At 72.0% G+C, this 18182-nt stretch carries 18 protein-coding genes; 8 read left to right on the forward strand and 10 right to left on the reverse strand.

Features of this window, described 5'->3' with window-relative positions; genetic code table 11:
* Positions 1–24: 24 nt before the first annotated feature.
* The 3 genes from ACQPZA_RS09650 to ACQPZA_RS09660 form a co-directional block, all read right to left on the reverse strand.
* Positions 25–1047 (reverse strand): N-acetylglucosamine kinase, encoded by a 1023-nt coding sequence (locus ACQPZA_RS09650; protein ID WP_433279872.1) that lies wholly within the window; start codon positions 1045–1047, stop codon positions 25–27.
* Positions 1044–2303 carry a 6-phospho-beta-glucosidase gene (locus ACQPZA_RS09655; protein WP_433279873.1) on the reverse strand — a complete coding sequence of 420 codons (1260 nt, stop codon included), beginning with the start codon at positions 2301–2303 and terminating at the stop codon, positions 1044–1046. Before ACQPZA_RS09655 ends, ACQPZA_RS09650 begins: the two co-directional genes overlap by 4 nt.
* Positions 2304–2429: 126 nt before the next feature.
* Entirely contained in the window at positions 2430–3701 is a 1272-nt protein-coding gene (locus ACQPZA_RS09660) for an ROK family transcriptional regulator (RefSeq protein ID WP_433279874.1), read from the reverse strand.
* Between the two features lie 353 nt (positions 3702–4054).
* On the opposite strand from ACQPZA_RS09660, the gene ACQPZA_RS09665 reads away from it, so the two are divergent.
* From ACQPZA_RS09665 to ACQPZA_RS09685, 5 genes are read left to right on the forward strand one after another with little or no spacing between them, the layout of a single operon-like run.
* Positions 4055–5692, forward strand: a complete 1638-nt coding sequence (locus ACQPZA_RS09665) for an ABC transporter substrate-binding protein (RefSeq protein ID WP_433279875.1) — start codon at positions 4055–4057, stop codon at positions 5690–5692.
* Between the two features lie 46 nt (positions 5693–5738).
* A complete protein-coding gene (locus tag ACQPZA_RS09670) occupies positions 5739–6725 on the forward strand; it encodes an ABC transporter permease (RefSeq protein WP_433279876.1) in 987 nt (328 codons plus the stop codon).
* A complete protein-coding gene (locus ACQPZA_RS09675; protein ID WP_433279877.1) occupies positions 6722–7660 on the forward strand; it encodes an ABC transporter permease in 939 nt (312 codons plus the stop codon). The genes ACQPZA_RS09670 and ACQPZA_RS09675 overlap by 4 nt, the downstream gene beginning before the upstream one ends.
* Positions 7638–8651 carry an ABC transporter ATP-binding protein gene (locus tag ACQPZA_RS09680; protein WP_433279878.1) on the forward strand — a complete coding sequence of 338 codons (1014 nt, stop codon included), beginning with the start codon at positions 7638–7640 and terminating at the stop codon, positions 8649–8651. Before ACQPZA_RS09675 ends, ACQPZA_RS09680 begins: the two co-directional genes overlap by 23 nt.
* The gene (locus ACQPZA_RS09685; protein ID WP_433279879.1) at positions 8648–9697 is read left to right on the forward strand and encodes an ABC transporter ATP-binding protein; all 1050 of its coding nucleotides are present in this window, start codon (positions 8648–8650) and stop codon (positions 9695–9697) included. The genes ACQPZA_RS09680 and ACQPZA_RS09685 overlap by 4 nt, the downstream gene beginning before the upstream one ends.
* Before the next feature lie 82 nt (positions 9698–9779).
* Here ACQPZA_RS09685 and ACQPZA_RS09690 read toward each other — a convergent pair whose 3' ends face one another.
* From ACQPZA_RS09690 to ACQPZA_RS09700, 3 genes are all read right to left on the reverse strand, one after another.
* Positions 9780–10217 (reverse strand): VOC family protein, encoded by a 438-nt coding sequence (locus ACQPZA_RS09690; protein ID WP_433279880.1) that lies wholly within the window; start codon positions 10215–10217, stop codon positions 9780–9782.
* Between the two features lie 20 nt (positions 10218–10237).
* Positions 10238–11227 (reverse strand): alpha/beta fold hydrolase, encoded by a 990-nt coding sequence (locus ACQPZA_RS09695; protein WP_433279881.1) that lies wholly within the window; start codon positions 11225–11227, stop codon positions 10238–10240.
* 215 nt (positions 11228–11442) lie between these two features.
* Positions 11443–11697: a helix-turn-helix domain-containing protein gene (locus ACQPZA_RS09700; protein WP_433279882.1), complete on the reverse strand. Its 255-nt coding sequence runs from the start codon at positions 11695–11697 to the stop codon at positions 11443–11445.
* Between the two features lie 195 nt (positions 11698–11892).
* Here ACQPZA_RS09700 and ACQPZA_RS09705 point away from each other — a divergent pair, with 195 nt between their 5' ends.
* The 3 genes from ACQPZA_RS09705 to ACQPZA_RS09715 all read left to right on the forward strand — a co-directional run bounded on the left by ACQPZA_RS09705 (position 11893) and on the right by ACQPZA_RS09715 (position 14591).
* Complete coding sequence (locus ACQPZA_RS09705; RefSeq protein WP_433279883.1) at positions 11893–12930, forward strand: MBL fold metallo-hydrolase; 1038 nt, start codon at positions 11893–11895, stop codon at positions 12928–12930.
* 65 nt (positions 12931–12995) lie between these two features.
* Positions 12996–13913, forward strand: a complete 918-nt coding sequence (locus ACQPZA_RS09710; RefSeq protein ID WP_433279884.1) for a hypothetical protein — start codon at positions 12996–12998, stop codon at positions 13911–13913.
* 189 nt (positions 13914–14102) lie between these two features.
* On the forward strand, positions 14103–14591 hold the full coding sequence (locus ACQPZA_RS09715; protein ID WP_169395139.1) for a DUF3145 domain-containing protein: 489 nt from the start codon (positions 14103–14105) through the stop codon (positions 14589–14591).
* Between the two features lie 51 nt (positions 14592–14642).
* On the opposite strand, the gene ACQPZA_RS09720 is transcribed toward ACQPZA_RS09715, so the two are convergent.
* Genes ACQPZA_RS09720 through ACQPZA_RS09735 form a run of 4 tightly spaced genes read right to left on the reverse strand, consistent with a single transcriptional unit; the run spans position 14643 to position 18133 of the window.
* Positions 14643–15896 (reverse strand): beta-ketoacyl-[acyl-carrier-protein] synthase family protein, encoded by a 1254-nt coding sequence (locus ACQPZA_RS09720; RefSeq protein WP_169395138.1) that lies wholly within the window; start codon positions 15894–15896, stop codon positions 14643–14645.
* A 34-nt stretch (positions 15897–15930) separates the two neighbouring features.
* Positions 15931–16173 (reverse strand): acyl carrier protein, encoded by a 243-nt coding sequence (locus tag ACQPZA_RS09725; RefSeq protein ID WP_169395137.1) that lies wholly within the window; start codon positions 16171–16173, stop codon positions 15931–15933.
* A 44-nt stretch (positions 16174–16217) separates the two neighbouring features.
* Positions 16218–17204, reverse strand: a complete 987-nt coding sequence (locus tag ACQPZA_RS09730; RefSeq protein ID WP_433279885.1) for a beta-ketoacyl-ACP synthase III — start codon at positions 17202–17204, stop codon at positions 16218–16220.
* Positions 17201–18133, reverse strand: coding sequence for an ACP S-malonyltransferase (locus tag ACQPZA_RS09735; RefSeq protein WP_433279886.1), 933 nt, complete (start codon positions 18131–18133; stop codon positions 17201–17203). Before ACQPZA_RS09735 ends, ACQPZA_RS09730 begins: the two co-directional genes overlap by 4 nt.
* Between the last annotated feature and the right edge of the window lie 49 nt (positions 18134–18182).

Raw genomic sequence — 18182 nt, forward strand, 5'->3', positions numbered from 1 at the left:
ACCCGACGTCCCGTGGTCCGGCGGTCACGCGTCGGCCCGGCTCAGCGGGAGACCGGCCCGCAGCACCTGCTTGGCCTGTTCAGGAACGCCCAGCCGGTCCAGCCCGAGCAGAGCCGCGCCGACGACCGGGTTGACCTCCGTGACCACCGTCCGGGCCCGGGGTGCCGCGGCGGCGAGCCGCTCGTCGATCGCGTCACACAGGACCGGGTCCCGGCTGGTCAGCACGCCGCCGCCGAGCACGACGACGGTGGGCAGCTCCAGCAGCGACAGCCGGGTCAGCGCCGCCCGCGTCATAGCGACGACCTCGTCGGCGAGCCTCTCCACGATGCCCCGGGCCACGCCGTCACCGTCGCGGGAGGCGGCCAGCACGGTCGGCGCGAGCTCGACGAGCCGCCGATGCTTCAGGCGGCCGAAGTGGATGGCCTCGTACACCGAGGGGACGTCGGGCAGGTCGAAGTACGCCGGGACCAGCGTGCGCAGCGAGGTGTCGGGGCCGCGCATGTCGACCGCCCGGGCCGCCCACCACAGCGCCTCGTCACCGAGATCCATGCCGCCGCCCCAGTCACCGGAGATCCGGCCGAGGGAGGCGTACCGCGCGTGCCGGCCGTCCCGGGCGACGCCGACGCAGTTGATCCCCGCCCCGCCGACCACGGCGACGGCGTCGGGCGCGTCGGTACCGGCGCGCAGCAGCGCGAAGCTGTCGTTGTCGACGACGTGCTCACGTGCCCAGGCCCGGCCGCCGATGGCGGCGCTCATCGTCTCCTTCTCGCTCGGGAAGTCGACGCCGGCGAGGTACAGCTCGGCCAGGGTGGCCACCGGACCCCGTTCGTCGAGCCCGGCCTGCGCGGCGGTTTTGCGCACCAGCTCGTCGAGCAGGTCCACCGAGCCCTGGACACCCAGGTGGTGGGGCGAGGACCCCGGTCCGCGGACGTGGCTGAGCGTCTCCCCGGCCGCGGTCACCAGTACGACGTCGGTCTTGCTGTTCCCGCCGTCCACGGCGAGGACGAGGTCCGGGTGCCCAGCGCCCGGCTCCTGCGCGAGGGTCACCGGGCCCAACCGAGATGGTCGCGGTTGGCAGCGAGCAGCAGGTCGGTGAGCGTGTCCGCCTGGTCGACCTGCCCGACGAGCGGGTGGGCCAGCAGGGCCCGGAAGACGCGGTCGCGCCCGCCGTGGACTGCGGCGTCGAGCGCCAGCTGTTCGTAGGCGAAGGTGTGGCTGATCAGCCCGGAGTACAGCGGCGGGACCGCGTCGACCGGCAGCGCGGCGGCCCCCTGGGCGGTGATCGTCGCCGGCACCTCGATGACGGCGTCGTCCGGGAGGAAGGGGAGCGTGCCGTCGTTGCGCAGGTTCACGACCTGCACGTCGCCCCGGTCCGCGGTCAGTGACGCCAGCAGGTTGATCGCCGCCTCGGAGTAGTAGGCGCCGCCGCGCTCGCCGAGGAGGGCGGGCTTGGTGTCCACGGCCGGGTCGGCGTACATCTCGAGCAGGGTCTGTTCCATCTCGGCCACCCGCGCGCCGCGCGACTGCGCCCCGTGGGCGGCGGCGACCGCCGTGTCGTGCTGCCAGAAGTAGTGCAGGTAGTACGACGGGACGACGCCGAGACTGCGTACCAGCCACTCCGGCTGGTCCACGCGCGCCGCGATGTCCGCGCCGTGCCGGTCGATCAGCTCCGGCAGCACGTCGCGGCCAGCTACGGTCACCGACCGCTCCCAGGTCAGGTGGTTGAGGCCCACATGGCCGAGGCCGACCTCGTCCGGGGCGACGTCGAGCAGCTCGGCGAACCAGCGCTGGAAACCGATGGCGACGTTGCAGAGGCCGATGGCGCGGTGGCCGGCCTGCAGGAGTGCCCGGGTGACGATCCCGACCGGGTTGGTGAAGTCGACGATCCAGGCGTTCTCGGCGGCCCGCTTGCGCACGGTCTCCGCGATATCCAGCACGATCGGCACCGTCCGCAGCGCCTTGGCCAGGCCACCGGCCCCGGTCGTCTCCTGGCCGATGCAGTCGCACGTCAAGGGCCAGGACTCGTCGTTCATGCGCGCCTCCTGGCCTCCCACCCGCAGCTGGAGCAGCACCGCATCGGCGTCGGTCACACCGGCGTCGACATCGGTCGTGGTGATGACCTGCGCGGGGTGGTCGGCGCGCGCCAGCATCCGGCGGGACATCGCGCCGACGACGTCGAGCCGATCGGCTGCGGGGTCGGCGAGCACCAGGGTCTCCACGGGCAGCACGTCGCGCAGTCGCGCGATCCCGTCGACCAGCTCGGGTGTGTACGTCGACCCACCGCCGACGACCGTGACCTTCATCAGGGGGCTCCAGGTGCGTCGTGCCGCGGGGCGCGGGTCAGTGCATCGAAAGGAAACGTTCCTTACAGTCGGTGCCGACGCTAGCGCGGCCGGAGCGGCTCCGGCAAGGGAGCGGCGGGCCGGCGACTACCGCGCGTCGCGCGGCACCGGTGCGAGCTCGGCCCGACCCCCGTCCGCGAACAGCCGGGCGCGCAGCCGGCCCAGGCCGGTGTCCAGACCGCCCTGCAGCACCGCACTGCCGGGCGCCTGGCTCACCGCGAGCCGGGTGGTGAAGGGCGAGATCGCCCTCAGCTCCTCCTGCACCAGCTGGACGAGGACTTCGCCGCCCGGAGCACAGGTGGGGCCGGCCAATACCACCAGGGGAGGGTCGAGGACGGCGACGATCGGCGCCAGTCCGCCGGCCAGGCGCCGGGCGAGCTCCGAGAGGAAGGGCATCCCCTGACCGAGGTCCCGGCGGGCAGCCGCCACCGCGGCCCCGGGGGCGGTCGGCAGGTCGTGCTCCCGGGCCAGTGCGGCGACCGCCTCGGCGCCGACCAGGTCGTGGAAGGTGGCCGGCAGGGCACCGCCGTCGGTGGGACGCAGGCCCAGTCGCATGTAGCCGATCTCTCCGGCGCCACCCGTCGCACCGGTGTGCAGCGTGCCGCCGAGGTCGATGGCGAGCCCGAGCCCGGTGCCGGCCCACAGGAGTGCGAAGGCGGGGACCTCCCGGGCCGCACCCTGGCCCCGTTCCCACACGGCCGCGAGCTTGACGTCGTTCTCGACGACGAGCTCGCAGCGCAGCGCACGGCGCAGCCGGGTCAGCGTCTGCGGCTGCGCCCAGCCCGGGATGTGGTCGGCGAAGGCCAGCCGGTCGTGCTCGGCGTCGTAGGCGCCCGACACCCCGAGGACCACCAGGTCCAGCTCGCGCTGCTTCACGCCGGCGCGTCGGCAGGCGTCGGCCAGCACCCGGCGGAAGGACGGGAGCGGGTCGTCGGATGTCGTGTAGTCGACCTGGGCGGAGACCTCGCCGAGCACTTGTCCGGCGAGGTCGGCGACCGCCGCGGTGGCGCCGTAGTCGTCGACGTCGACCGCCGCGACGTGGCCGGCGCGCTCGTTGAGCCCGTACAGCTGGGCGTTCGGACCGGGCGCCCCGGACGTCGTCCCCCGCGGCACGATGAGACCGACCTCGGCCAGCCGCTGGAGGAGCTGCGTGGCGGTCGGCTTGGACAGGCCGGTGAGTCCGGCGAGCTGGGTCCGCGTCAGGCTCCCGTGCTGCAGGAGCAGTTCCAGGGTCACGCGGTCGTTGATCGCGCGCACCGTCCGCGGGGTGGCCCCGGAGACGTCGCCGTCGTCGCGGCGCGCCCGGGAGACCGCCGGGGCGGGGCCGTCGCGCGGAGCGGGATGTGCCTGAAACGTCACCGGGTTCTCCGTCCGGTCCGGGCCGCCGAGATCGAATCGCAACCGACGGATGCCCGAGCGCCGGCGGGTGCACTCGGGCTGTGGTCTGCGGTTGCCCGGTTGCCGGGATGGCGTCCCGGCACCGGTAGTTCGTTGGAAATGAAGTTTACAGACGTGTGGACGGCAATGCGGCTGCGCGCTAGCGTCCACGATCACCTCGGCGGCCGTCGGACCTCCGGGCCGTCCCCGTCGAGCCGGCGGGTCCGGCGGACGACGAGGTCAGCACTACACGTGGACGCCGCTGCGGGTGCCCTGCAGTTCCTTGCCCTGCTCGTCGCACCGGCCCGCCAATGTCGAGACGAAGGACGCTGTCGATGAGGCTGACGAAGATCCTCGCTGCCGGCGCTGCCGGCGCGATGCTGCTGACCGGGTGCTCCGCGGGCGGGGGCGGGGGAGACAGCGCGGCCGCCTCTGGCGTGCTGACCATCGCCAACGTGGCCGGACAGACGTGGACCTGCGGGTTCAACCCGTTCAACCCCGCGGTCAACTACCTGTCCTTCGGGTTCGTCTACGAGCCGCTGATCTACATCAACGCGCTGAAGAACAACGCCGAGACACCCATGCTGGCCGGCTCCTACGAGTGGGCGCCGGACAAGAAGTCGATCACCTTCGCCGTCCGGGACGGCGTGAAGTGGAGCGACGGCGAGCCGATGACCGCCGCCGACGTCGCCTTCACCTTCAACCTGTTGAAAGCCAACCCGGGGCTGGACATCAACGCCCTCTGGGACTCGATCCTCACCGACGTGAGCGCCAGCGGGAACGCGGTCACGATGCGGTTCTCGGCGCCTGCTGACCCGTACTTCTACTACTTCGCCGGTCAGACCCCGATCATCGCCCAGCACGTCTGGGGCACCGGAGAGGCGGCGCAGGACCCGGTCAAGTACCAGGACGCCCAGCCGATCGGCACCGGCCCGTACAAGGTCGACCCGTGCAGCGCGAACAACATCGTCTACACCGCGAACGAGAGCTACTGGCAGCCCGGGCTGCCCAAGGTGAAGAAGATCAACTATCCGGCCTACACCGACAACAACCCCGCCAACCTCGACCTGGCGTCGGGCAAGGACCAGTGGGGCGGTCAGTTCATCCCGGGTATCGACAAGCTCTACATCTCCCGGGACAAGGAGAACCACCACTACTGGTTCCCGCCGACCACCAACGTCGCGCTGTACTTCAACATGAAGCACCCGAACACCGCCGACGTCGCCGTCCGGCGCGCACTGGCGTTCGCCATCGACCGTGAGGCCGTCTCCAAGGTCGGCGAAGGTGGCTACCAGCCGGCCGCCAACCAGACGGGTGTCGTGCTCCCCACCTTCCAGCAGTGGTACGACTCGGACGCCGCGAACGCGGCAGGCTACAAGGTGGACAGGGCCAAGGCCGCCGACCTGCTGGCCGGTGCCGGGTACTCCCCGGCGCACCCACTCGAGCTCAGCGTGATCACGATCAGTGGCTACACGGACTGGGACGCCTCGCTCGCCGAGATCAAGCAGCAGCTCCAGCCGCTTGGCGTCCACCTGACCATCGACGACCTGGCCGGGCAGACCTTCCAGGATCGGCTGGCCAAGGGCGACTTCGACCTCGCCTACTACAGCCAGGTGGGCGGGGCAGGGCCCTACTACGAGCTGCGCCAGATCCTGCACAGCGCCAACAGTGCGCCCCTGGGTCAGGACGCGGCCAGCAACTACGAGCGGTACGAGAACCCCGCGATCGACAAGGCGCTCGACTCCTTCGCCGGAGCGGACGAGGCCACGCAGCACCAGCTGTTGAACACCGTGCAGCAGGCGATGCTCACCGACGTCCCGGTGATCCCGACGACCGAGAACGTCAACTGGTACCAGTACGACACCAGCGACTTCACCGGCTGGCCGACGGAGGCCGACCCGTACGCCCTGCCCGCGCCGTACCAGATCCCGGACAACGAGCAGGTGGTCCTGCACCTGGCGCCGAAGAACTGACCAGGGCGGAGAGACGAGGGCCGGGCATGAGCACGCGGAGGCTGTCGTGAGATTCCTGTTGCACCGGCTGGGCTTCTTCGTGCTCACGCTCTGGGCCGCGGTCACGGTGAACTTCCTGATCCCACGGCTGATGCCGGGGGACCCGGCCACGGCGATGATGGCCAGGTTCCACGGCCGGCTGAACCCGACCGCCGTCCACGCGATGCAGGTGGCGTTCGGGATCGACGACACGGAGGGGCTGTGGTCGCAGTACCTCAGCTACCTGCACAACACGGTGACCGGGAACTTCGGTACGTCGCTGACCTACTTCCCGCTGTCGGTGGGCAGCCAGATCCGCCAGGCGCTGCCGTGGACCCTCGGCCTGATCGGCGTGGCCACGGTCCTGGCCTTCGTGGTCGGCACGTTCGTCGGGACGGTCTCGGGCTGGCGCCGCGGCGGGAAGATCGACAGCATCGTGCCGCCGGTCTTCGTCGTGACCTCGGCGCTGCCCTACTTCTGGGTCGGGATGATGCTCATCCTGGTCTTCTCGGTCTGGACCGACGGCGCATTGCCGAACGACGGCGCCTACGACATCAACCTGGTCCCGAGCTTGTCGGGACCGTTCGTCATCGACGTGCTCCGGCACGCGCTGCTGCCCGCGGCGACGATCCTGATCACCTCGGTCGGCGGCTGGATCCTCACCATGCGGAACAACATGGTGACGGTGGTCGCCGAGGACTACGTGCGGATGGGCCGGGCCAAGGGCCTGTCCAACCGGACGATCATGTACCAGTACGCGGCCCGCAACGCGCTGCTGCCCAACCTCGCCGGCTTCGCGATGTCCCTGGGCTTCGTCGTCGCCGGAGCGATCCTGGTCGAGTACGTCTTCAACTACCCGGGCCTGGGCTACATGCTGCTCAACGCGGTGAACAACCTGGACTACCCGCTGATGCAGGCCCTGTTCCTCATGATCACCGTCGCGGTCCTGGTCGCTGTGCTCGTCTGCGACTTCCTGACCGCCTGGCTCGACCCTCGGGCGAGGAGTGGTTCGTGACCGCCCTGCTGACCGGCACCGCCGGCCCGACCGAGATGCCGCGCCGCTCGTCGCGGCGGCGTGGGTCCGGGTTGTTCCGGGCGATACGCACCAGCGGCAAGGCCACGACGGGCGCGGTCATCCTCGTGCTCTTCGTGGTGCTGGCGGCGTTCCCGCAGTTGTTCACCCCGGTCCGGGATCCCGACGCCCGCGCCTTCGACCTCATGCTGCCCCCGTCGGCGCAGCACCTGCTCGGGACGACCGCCTTCGGGCAGGACATCCTCGCCCAGCTGATCTACAGCACCCGCCAGTCACTGGTGATCGCTGTCGTCGTCGGCGGGCTGGCCACCGTGCTGTCGGTGCTGATCGGTGTCTCCGCGGCTTACCTCGGCGGGGTCGCCGACAGCGTGTTGTCGGCGGTCACCGACATCTTCCTGGTGGTGCCGACCTTCCCGCTGATCATCGTGATCGCCGCGTACGCCGGGACGGGCAACCCGACGGTGATCATCGGCGTCCTGGTCTTCACCGGCTGGTCCTATGGCGCCCGCCAGCTGCGCGCCCAGGCGCTGTCGCTGCGCAACCGCGACTTCCTGGAGTCGGCCCGGGTCCGGGGCGAGCGGCGGTCCTACATCATCCTGTTCGAGGTCCTGCCGACCATGACCTCACTGATACTCGCCAACTTCCTCGGCAGCGCGCTCTACGCGGTGCTCACCGCGGCCGGCCTGCAGTTCATCGGCCTCGGCGACAACAGCTCGCTGAGCTGGGGGACGATGCTGTACTGGGCGCAGAACAACTCCGCGCTGCAGAGCGGGCAGGCGCTCTGGGTGGTGGCCCCCGGGCTGTGCGTCGCGCTCCTGGGTGCGTCCTTCGCCTTGCTCAACTACGCGTTCGACGAGATCGGCAACCCTGCCCTGCGACCCGTACGGAGGACCCGTGCCCAGCGAGCCCGTTCATGAGGCTTCCGGTCCGGTGCCCGGCTGCGTGCTGGAGGTGCGTGACCTGACCGTCGAGTACGACACCGCGGCGGGCCCGGTCCGCGCGGTCGAGTCCTTCGACCTCGACGTCCACCGCGGCGAGTTCGTCGCCGTGGTGGGGGAGTCCGGATGCGGCAAGTCCACGATGCTGTTCGGGCTGGCCCAGCTGCTCAGCCCACCGGCGCGGGTCAGCGCCGGCCGCGTCCTGTTCACGGGTCGAGATCTCGTCACGATGACGGCGAAGGAGCTGGCGGCCATCCGTTGGCGCGACCTGTCGGTGGTCATGCAGAGCGCGATGAACGCGCTGAATCCGGTGAAGCAGCTCGGTGCCCAGTTCGCGGACGCGATGCGCGCGCACGGGGAGCGCTCCACGGAGGTCGTCCGCAGCCGGTCGGCCGAGGTGCTCCACCTGGTGGGCATCGACACCGTGCACCTGAAGAGCTATCCCCACCAGCTCAGCGGGGGCATGCGCCAGCGGGCCATGATCGCCATGGCACTGCTGTTCACCCCCGACCTGGTGCTCATGGACGAGCCGACGTCCGCCCTCGACGTGGTGGCGCAGCGCTCCCTGATGATGCAGATCAAGCAGCTGCAGGAACAGCTCGGCTTCGCCGTCGTCTTCGTCACCCACGACATGTCGCTGGTCAGTCACTTCTCCGACCGGGTGGTCGTGATGTACGCGGGCCAGGCGGTCGAGCTCGGCCCGACCCGCGCGCTGTTCGCCGAGCCCGCCCACCCCTACACCCGGGGCCTGCTCGACGCGTTCCCGTCGATCCGGGGGCCACGGGTCCCGCTGACCGGCATCGCCGGGAGCCCGCCGAACCTGCTGCATCCGCCGACCGGCTGCCGGTTCGCGCCGCGCTGCCCCGCCCGATTCGAGATGTGTGACGTCCCGCCTCCGCGCTACGACGTCGGGCCGACCGCGGCCGCCTGTCACCTCCACGCCCCCGCCGTCGAGGAGGCCCTCCGATGACCACACCTCCCGGTGCGGCGTCCGCCGACGGTCGGCCGCCGCTGCTGGAGGCGCGCGGCCTCACCCGCCACTTCAAGGTCGGTGGCGCGATCGCCCGGAAGACGCTGCACGCCGTCGACGACGTCTCCTTCGGGATCGGCGACCGCGAGATCGTGGCGCTCGTCGGCGAGAGCGGCAGCGGCAAGAGCACCGTGGCCCGGCTGCTCGCACGGGTCCACGGGCCGACGGCCGGTGAGATCCTCTACCAGGGGCGGCCCCTGTCCAGCTTGCGGTCCCGCCGCGACCTGCTGGCCTACCGGTCCGACGTCCCCATGGTCTTCCAGGACCCCTTCGCGTCCCTCAACCCCGCCTACCGGGTCTCCCACGGGATCCTGCGTGGCATGGCGCTGCACCGCCCGGACATCCCGCGCCACCAGCGGCGGGCCGAGGCGGAGGCGATCGTCGCGCGGCTCGGCCTCGACGCGGCGGGCGACGTCCTGGACCGGTACCCCTACGAGCTCAGCGGCGGTCAGCGGCAGCGGATCGGCTTCGCCCAGGCGCTGGCCTACCGGCCGAAGCTGATCGTGGCCGACGAGCCGGTCTCGATGCTCGACGTCTCGGTGCGGATCGGCCTGCTCAACCTGATGGCGCAGCTGCGCGACGAGCAGGGCGTCTCGCTCCTGTACATCACCCACGACATCGCCAGCGCGCGTTACGTCGCCGACCGCGTCATGGTCATGTACGCCGGGCACCTCGTGGAGGCCGGACCGGTGGAGGACGTGCTGCAGGTTCCCAAACACCCCTATACCCGGCTGCTGGTCGACGCGGTCCCGGACCCGCGGGGGCCGCTGTCGGTGGACCAGACCTCCGACCGGGGGGAGCCGCCTCGCGTGATCGACCCGACGCCGGGCTGCCGGTTCCGCCTGCGGTGCCCACTCGCGGTCGACACCTGCGCGCAGATCACCCCGGAGCTCGTCGAGCTGGCGCCCCAGCACTCGGCGGCCTGCCACGTCGCGGCCGCGCGGGAGGGCCACGGCGACGTCGCTCTCACCGGCGCCGCACCGTGACCGCGCCACCGGCCCCTGCGGACTCGCCCTGGGCAAGGAACACGGCCGTGACGACCAGCTGCACTCCGCCGGGGGCGCCCGGTCAGGTGGCCGGGCTCGGGAAGGTGTGGTGCACGGCCTCCACGTTGTTGCCGTCGAGATCGCGGAGGAACACCGCGTAGTAGCCGGGGTGGTACTCGGGCCACACCCGCGGAGCGTGCAGGATCTCCGCTCCGGCCTCCAGGGCCGCGACGTGGACCTCGTCGACCGCGGTGCGCCCGGGTGCGGTGAACGCGATGTGCACCTCCCGGCCGGACGGGGCCGTGGTGGGCCCGAGCCAGAAGCGCGGGAACCCGTCGGGGCCGGAGAGGCCCACCGCCGTGTCTCCGTCGAGGCCCATGCGGATCGCCTCGCGGATGCCCAGCGGGGCGAACACCCGCAGATAGAACGCGGCGGCGGCGTCGACGTCGGTCGTCTGGATCGAGAGATGGTCGAGCAACGGAGCCTCCGGGCGTTGGTGGCCCACGGTAGCCGGAGCCACCGACGACCTCGGCCGTCTCGTCAGGTCGCGTTGCGCTCGCCGGTGGCGTGCCGTGGGCTGTTGTCCACGGAATCGGGGGCGCGCAGGAGCTCACGCCACTGCTCTGCGCTCCAGGGCGCCGGTTCGGTGGTGGCGAAGAAGTCCTCCAGGAGCGCCACGAAGCGAGCCGGGTCGCTGTGGAACGGGAAGTGCCCGGCCCCCTCGAACACCTCGAGCCTGCTGCCGGGCATCGCCTCGTGGGCACGGCGGGCGTGGGCCACGGGCACCACGGCGTCGCGCGATCCCCACACGAGGAGCGTGGGCATGCCGCGCGTGAGATAGCAGCGGTCGAGCATCGTCACCACCTGGCCGCGCCAGTCGACCACGGCCCGCAGCGTGCGGATGAAGGCGGCACGTGCGGTGGCGTCCGGGAGCGCGTCGACCATGCGGAGGAGGTCCGGGGCGTCCTGGCCGAGGCCGGAACCCATCAGCCGCAGCAGCTGCACGGCCATCCCGACCTGCAGCCGCGCGGTCGGGATGCGCAGCAGGTGCAGGAGCCCGGTGGCGCCGGGCAGTGTCATCGCCCGCAGTACCGGTGTGACGTCCAGGCCGGCGCCGCCGCTGCCCACCAGCACGAGGCGCTCCGTCCGCTCCGGGAACTGGTAGGCGAACTGCATCGCCACCCCGCCACCGAGCGAGTGCCCGACGAGCGTCGCCCGCTCCACGCCGAGCACCCCCAGCAGGTCGCGCAGGCCGTTGGCGTAGGCGGCCACGGAGTAGTCGGCCCGTGGCTTGTCGGAGCTGCCGTGCCCGAGCAGGTCGGGAGCGATCACGAGATGCCGGCGGGCCAGCGCCGGGATGACGGGCTCCCAGGTGGCGGAGCTGTCGCCGATCCCGTGGACCAGCACCACCGGTGGGCCCTTTCCGGCCAGCCGGAAGGCCCTCCGGTAGCCGTGGACCACGCGGAACCGCAGCACGGTGTCACCGACCGGGACGAGCCGGCCGGTGTGCTGGCTGGTGCGCGTGGACATGGCCACACCGAGGGTAGGTCGGGTGTGGTGGCAGTCCGGTTACCGCAGTGTTTCGGACGGGCGGTGGCGGCTCGGCCGCGGACAGGCGATGTGGTCGTGCTCGGTGCCCGGGGGAACGGGCCCGAGCAGTCGGTCACCAGCCGGCCGACGGGCGCGTCGAGGCGTGCATCCGGCCGCCGTGGTCGGCCCACGGCCCTGCCGTGGCGCCCCCTGGTTCAGCGGGCCCGGGCCGCGGCCGTGTGGGCCTCGACGGCCGCTCGTCCGGCTTCGTAGCGGGCCGCGCGGATGTGCTCCTCCACCGCCGCGCGCTGCACCCGGAACGAGCGGCCGAAGCGCACTGCCGGCAGTTCTCCGCTGTGGACGAGCCGGTAGACGGTCATCTTCGAGACCCGCATTCGCTGGGCGACCTCGGCCACGGTGAGGAACGGCGCCCCGATCACGTCCGGGTGTCGGGTTCCCTCAGCAGCCATCGTGCACATCCTCCTCGTGCCCCCGTTCGGGGGCTTGTTGATCGCAGTGCGTTGGACAGTAACGGACAGGAGCGCCACTTTCGGGTGCGTCGACGATCACTGAAGAGTGGTGTTGCGTCGATCGTGTGCGCTCTGCACATGCGCGGCCTCCCCGCCGCCCGGGCAGCGGGTCGCCGGGGCGCCTATCGTCTCGGAGTGATCTGCGATGACGACCCGGACGCCGACTGGACCGCGCCGGGAGTGTTCCGCTGTGCCCCTGGGGTCCATCGCATCCCGTTGCCGCTCCCGAACGACGGGCTGCGTGCGGTCAACGTGTATGCGGTGGCGGACGGCGACGGGTGGACGCTGATCGACTCGGGATGGGCGCTGGCACAGGCGGGCGACCTGCTGCAGGAGGCGTTGGCGCAGCTCGGTGCCGGTCTGGGTGACGTGCGCCGGTTCCTCGTCACCCACGTCCACCGGGACCACTACACGCAGGCCGTGGTGCTGCGCAGGCGCTTCGGCATCCGGGTCGCGCTCGGGCGGGGGGAGCAGCCCGCGCTCGAGGTGATCAACGGGCCGCGGACGGAGCCTGCGCACCTCACGCGGCTGCGCCACGCCGGTGGTCACGAGCTGCTCGCGCGCCTCGCGAAGCTGCCTGCCGAACCCCACGACCCGACGGTGTGGGAGTACCCCGACGACTGGATCGACGACGGCGCGGAGATCGTCCTCGACCCGGCCCCGGACGGGAAGCGGGTGCTGCAGGCGGTGGCCACCCCCGGGCACACCCAGGGGCACCTGGTCTTCGCCGACCAGGCAGGCGAGCTGCTGTTCTCCGGTGATCACGTGCTGCCGCGGATCACTCCCTCGATCGGGTTCGAGGCGGCGCCGGCCCGCCGCCCGCTCGCCGACTTCCTCACCTCGCTCGAGCTCGTCCGGGGCCGGCCGGATGCGGCACTGCTCCCGGCCCACGGTCCGGTGGGCCGGCGCGTGCACGAACGTGTGGACGAGCTGATCGCCCACCACGCCAAGCGCCTCGACGCCACGCTCGGTGCCCTCCAGGACGGCCGCTCCACCGCGTACGAGGTGGCTGCGGTGCTGCCGTGGACCCGGCGTGACCGGCGCCTCGAGGAGCTCGACCCGTTCAACGCGATGCTCGCCACCCTGGAGACCGCAGCCCATCTCGACGTGCTGGTCGAACGGGGTGTGGTGCGGAGCGTCGAGACGGACGGCGTCAATCACTACACAACGTGATAACAATTCACTCTTCGTAGATCCCAGCGGCGACACAGGGCGTCGGCGCCCGTACGCTCTGCGCCGTGCAGGGGTTGGGTGCCGGACCGAGCAGGGTCCTCGTGCGTGCTGGGCTCGCCCTGGCGACGTGCGTGCTGGCCGTGGTCGCCGTCGTCGTCGCCACCGAGGGCGGCACCTTCCCCGGTGGTCCGGCTCCCACCGTGACGCTCGCTCCGACGGCAGCTGTCGGCTGTGACGCGGCGGGCCCCTACACCGCGCCCGAGCGGGGCAGCGTGGGTCTCCCGACCGGTGTCAGCCGGCTGTGCCGCTCAGGGCCGCTGACGGTGTCGGTGGCCGGTGCGGTGTTCGACGGCTGGGACGTGAGCGGCGGGATCGTCATCGACGCTCCGGACGTGGTGGTGCGGCGCAGCCGCGTCACCGGCGACGGCGCCACCCCCTACGGGATCGTCACCACGGCCGCCGGGTCGGTACGCATCGAGGACGTCACGCTCACCGGCGACTTCCCGGAGGCGGCGATCGGGGGCGACCGCTGGAGCGGCGAGCGGATCGAGATCGTCGGGGTGACGCACGACGGCGCCCAGCTGGGGGACGGCGCGCGGCTGCGCAACAGCAGCGTGCACGACTTCGCCCCGGTGCGCGGCGGCGATGTCCACGGACTGGTGCTGCGCGGAACCGGGAGCGACGTCCTCGTGGAGGACAACCGGATCGAGCTCGGTGACGGGCCGGGGCGGGGCAGCGCCCTGTTGCTGGCTCCGGAGAAGGCAGGACAGCGCGCCGACGGCGCGATGGTGATCCGGGGCAACGTCCTCGGCGGCGGCCGCTACACCGTCCGGCAGGACTCGCCGGCCGCGATGATGACCGACGTGGCGATCACGGGCAACCGCTTCCGTCGCGGCGCCGGTGACGTTCCGTTACGGGTTTCCCGCCGGGCCGTGCTCGACGACAACACCTATCTCGACGGCGGTCCACTCCCGCCACGGTGACGTGCGCCGATCCCGAGCCGTTCGGCGCGGCAACACGCCCGATCGACGTGTCTTGTTGGCCGTGTCGCGACAGACCGTGCAGACTGATCACGGTAAACGGAGCCGGGTGCTGACCCGGTTGCACGGAGCAGGTCGCCACGGCGCGAGGACGTAGGGGAAGACGATCCTCGTCGACGTTGGAGGTCTGCAGTGAACGCACGCGGCGTGGTCTTCGTCCACTCGTCGCCGACTGCGGTGTGTCCGCACGTCGAGTGGGCGATCTCAGGCGTGCTCGGGACCAAAGTGTCTCTGCAGTGGACTCCCCAACCGGCAGTGCACGGGCAGATGCGGGCCGAGTGCAGCTGGTCCGGTCCAGCCGGCTGCGGGGGCGCCATCGCGGGCGCCCTCCGGGCCTGGCCGATGCTCCGGTTCGAGGTGACGGAGGAACCGAGCCCGGGGGTGGACGGCGAGCGGTTCTGCCATGTCCCCACTCTGGGCCTGTGGTCCGGACGCACCAGTGCCAACGGCGACATCGTGGTGGCGGAGGACCGCCTGCGGGCCCTTCTCGCCGAGGTGCCGGCCAGCCAGCTGCCCGGCCGGATGCACGATCTGCTCGGTTCGGCGTGGGACGACGCCCTGGAGCCGTTCCGATGGGCCGGGGACGGTGCCCCCGCCACGTGGCTGCACCAGGTGGGGTAGCCGGCGAGGGAGAGCGTTGCCGCGGCCGCCGGGCCGCGGCAACGCTTCCGCTCAGGCGCCGGTGATGACGACGGCGGCGTTGTGGCCGCCGAACCCGAACGAGTCGCAGACCGCGGCGTCGAGGTCGACCTTGCGCGGCTCGCCCGCGACCACGTCGAGCTCGACACCCGGGTCGAGGTTCTCGAGGTTCAGCGTCGCCGGGATGACGCCCTCCTTGATCGAGAGCAGCGTGATGATGCTCTCGACCGCACCCGCGGCGCCGACCATGTGACCCAGCGCGGACTTCGGCGCGGTGAGCACCGGGTGGTCGCCCAGTGCCTTGCGCACCGCCCGCGTCTCGCCCACGTCGCCCGCCACCGTGGAGGTGGCGTGGCAGTTGACGTGTCCGATGTCGGACGGCTCCAGGCCGGCGTCGCGGACCGCCTTCGCGATGGCCCGGGACTGCCCGATGCCCTCCGGCTCGGGGCCCGTGATGTGGTAGGCGTCCGAGGTGAGGCCGGCACCGGCGAGCCTGCCGAGCACCGTGGCCCCGCGGGCCGCCGCGAACTCGGCCCGCTCCAGCACCATGATCCCGGCACCCTCACCGAGCACGAACCCGTCGCGGTCGACGTCGAACGGGCGGGAGGCCCGCTCGGGCTCGTCGTTGCGCTGCGACAGCGTGCGGGCCTGCACGAAGCCGGCCACCGTGATGCCGGTGATGCAGGCCTCCGCGCCACCGGCGATGACGACGTCGACCTCACCTCCGCGCAGCAGGCGCAGCGCCCACGCGAGGGCCTCCGCACCCGAGGCGCACGCCGAGACCGGCGCGTGCACGCCGCCCTGGGCGCCGTACTCGATGCCGACCCAGGCGGCGGGGCCGTTGGGCATGAGCATCGGCACGGTGAGCGGCGAGACCTTGCGCAGGCCGCCGGTCTCGAGCAGGTCGTCCTGGTCGAGCAGGGTGACGGCGCCGCCGATGCCGGTGGCCACCACCACGGCGAGCCGTTCGGGCTCCACCTGCATGTCGTCCCGGGGGCCCAGGCCCGCCTGGGCCCAGGCCTCCTTGGCCGCCACCAGCGCCACCTGCTCGCACCGGTCGAGCCGGCGCGCCTGGACGCGGGGGAGCACCTCGGTGGGTGCGACGGCCAGCGGCGCAGCGATCTTCACGGGCAGCTGGTGGCGCTCCACCCACTCGTGCTCGGCGTCGTCGATGCGCCGCACGCCGGACCTGCCGGCGAGCAGCGCCTCCCAGGTCGAGGCGACGTCCCCGCCCAGCGGCGTGGTCGCGCCGAGCCCGGTGACGACGACGTCGTGAGCGGTGCTCATAGGTCCTCCGGAGGAACGATCGTGATGGGGCCCGTCACTGGTTCTTCGCGATGTAGTCCACCGCGTCACCGACCGTCTTCAGCTCGGCGAGCTGGTCGTCCGGGATCTTGACGCCGAACTTGTCCTCTGCCTGGACCGCGATCTCGACCATCGACAGGGAGTCGATGTCGAGGTCGTCGACGAAGGACTTGTCGACGGTGACCTCGGCGGGGTCGATGCCGGCGACCTCCTCGACGATCTCGGCGAAGCCGCTGAGGATCTCGGTGTTGTCAGCCACGGTGGTTCTCCTTCTGGTGGGACGGGAGTCGTCGGATCGGACGGTCAGGGACAGACGACGACCTGGCCGGCATAGGACAGGCCCGCGCCGAAGCCTACGAGGAGCACGGTGTCGCCGGAGCGCACCCGTCCGTCGGCGCGCATGTGGTCGAGTGCGAGGGGGATCGAGGCGGACGAGGTGTTGCCGGAGTGGCGGATGTCGTCGGCCACCACCATGTCCTCGCGCGCGCCCTTGGCGCGCAGCCGCTTGGCCACTGCGTCGACGATGCGCAGGTTGGCCTGGTGGGGCACGAACACGTCGATGTCGGCGGGGGTGAGCCCGGCCAGCTCGATGGCCTGCAGCGCAACGGGGGCGATCTTCGTGGTGGCCCACCGGAAGACCGCCTGGCCCTCCTGGGCGAGCGCGTTGTTCTCCGGCTTGATGTGGATGGTCTGGGACATGTCGCCCGCGCTGCCCCAGGCCAGCGGGCCGACGCCGACGGAGGCCTCGTCGGGCGCTGCTCCGACGACCGCGGCGCCCGCTCCGTCGGCGAAGATGATGGCAGTGGAGCGGTCGGTCCAGTCCAGCCAGTCGGACAGCTTCTCCGCCCCGATCACGAGCACGTTGCGCGAGCTGCCCGCCCGCACGAGGTCGGCGGCGGCACCCAGGCCGAAGCAGAACCCGGCGCAGGCGGCGTTGAGGTCGAAGGCCCCCGGCGCCGGGATGCCGATGCGGTCGGCGGTCTGCGCGGCCGCGTTCGGGATCGGGGTGGGCATCGTGCACGTGGCGACGATGACCGTGTCGATCTCGTTCGGCTCCAGCCCGGCGTCCTTGACGGCCAGGGCTCCGGCCTCGGTGGCCATGTCGACCAGCAGCGTGCCCTCCTCCGCGATGCGGCGGCTCTCGATGCCCACGCGCTCGCGGATCCACTGGTCGTTGGTGTCGATCCGCTGGGCCAGGTCGTCGTTGGTGACGACGTTGTCGGGCTGGGCGCTGCCCAGTCCGAGGATCCGGGCGCCAGGGGCGGTGGGTGCGAGTCGGAGCTGTGTCATTTGTCTGCCCCCGCATGCTCGGTGATCAGGTCGACGGCCGCCTGGAGGTCGTCCGGTGTCTTCAGTGCCACGGTCGCAGTGCCGCGCAGGTCGCGCTTGACCAGCCCCACGAGCGCGCCCGCCGGCGGCAGCTCGATCACGGCGGTGACGCCCAGCTCGCGCAGGGTGAGCATGCAGGAGTCCCACCGGACGGGCCGCGTCACCTGGGCCACGAGGCGGTGCAACGCCTCCGCGCCGTCGGTGACGACCGCGCCGTCGGTGTTGGACAGCAGCGGCCGGGTGGGGTCGGTGGGGGAGATCCCGGCGGCGTGGATGCGCATGGCCTCCTCGGCCGGACCCATGAAGCGGGTGTGGAAGGCCCCGGCCACCGGCAGCGGCTTCACACGGGCCCGCTCCGGCGGGTCCTGCGCGAGCGCCGCCAGCGCGTCGACGGGACCCGCCGCGACGACCTGTCCGGCGCCGTTGCGGTTGGCGGGGTCGAGCCCCAGCTCGTGGAGCCTGGCGAGCACCTCGTCGGGATTCCCGCCCAGCACCGCACTCATGCCCGTGGGTTCGAGCGCACAGGCCGCGGCCATCTCCCGGCCGCGCACGGCGGCGAGCGCGACGGCGGCGTCCGGGGTGAGCACCCCGGCGACGGCGGCTGCGGCGAGCTCGCCGACGGAGTGTCCGGCGGAGGGGGCGGCCGCGGGAAGCTCGATGTGCGCGGTCAACCGCGCGGCGGCGAGCAGCGCGGCGGCGACGACCAGCGGCTGGGTGACGGCGGTGTCCTTGATCTCCTCGGCGTCGGCCTCCGTGCCGAGGTGGACCAGGTCGAGCCCGGTGGCGGCCGACCATCTGGCGAGTGTCTCCTCCGCCACCGGATCATCGAGCCAGGGAGCGAGCATGCCAGGGGTCTGGGACCCCTGACCGGGTGCGAGCAAGGCGATCACAAGGACCAGAGAACACCGGAGGGACGCTGCGGGGGGATACCGGCACGCA

The organism is Pseudonocardia xinjiangensis (genome assembly GCF_050948425.1).
In the GTDB taxonomy this organism is placed as follows: Bacteria; Actinomycetota; Actinomycetes; order Mycobacteriales; family Pseudonocardiaceae; genus Pseudonocardia; species Pseudonocardia xinjiangensis.

What these genes read in the sequence shown, in the direction of transcription:
- ACQPZA_RS09655 (WP_433279873.1), bottom strand. Translation starts at nt 2,303, where the DNA reads ATGAAGGTCACGGTCGTCGGCGGTGGGTCGACGTACACACCCGAGCTG.
- ACQPZA_RS09665 (WP_433279875.1), top strand. Translation starts at nt 4,055, where the DNA reads ATGAGGCTGACGAAGATCCTCGCTGCCGGCGCTGCCGGCGCGATGCTG.
- ACQPZA_RS09685 (WP_433279879.1), top strand. Translation starts at nt 8,648, where the DNA reads ATGACCACACCTCCCGGTGCGGCGTCCGCCGACGGTCGGCCGCCGCTG.
- ACQPZA_RS09695 (WP_433279881.1), bottom strand. Translation starts at nt 11,227, where the DNA reads ATGTCCACGCGCACCAGCCAGCACACCGGCCGGCTCGTCCCGGTCGGT.
- ACQPZA_RS09700 (WP_433279882.1), bottom strand. Translation starts at nt 11,697, where the DNA reads ATGGCTGCTGAGGGAACCCGACACCCGGACGTGATCGGGGCGCCGTTC.
- ACQPZA_RS09720 (WP_169395138.1), bottom strand. Translation starts at nt 15,896, where the DNA reads ATGAGCACCGCTCACGACGTCGTCGTCACCGGGCTCGGCGCGACCACG.
- ACQPZA_RS09730 (WP_433279885.1), bottom strand. Translation starts at nt 17,204, where the DNA reads ATGACACAGCTCCGACTCGCACCCACCGCCCCTGGCGCCCGGATCCTC.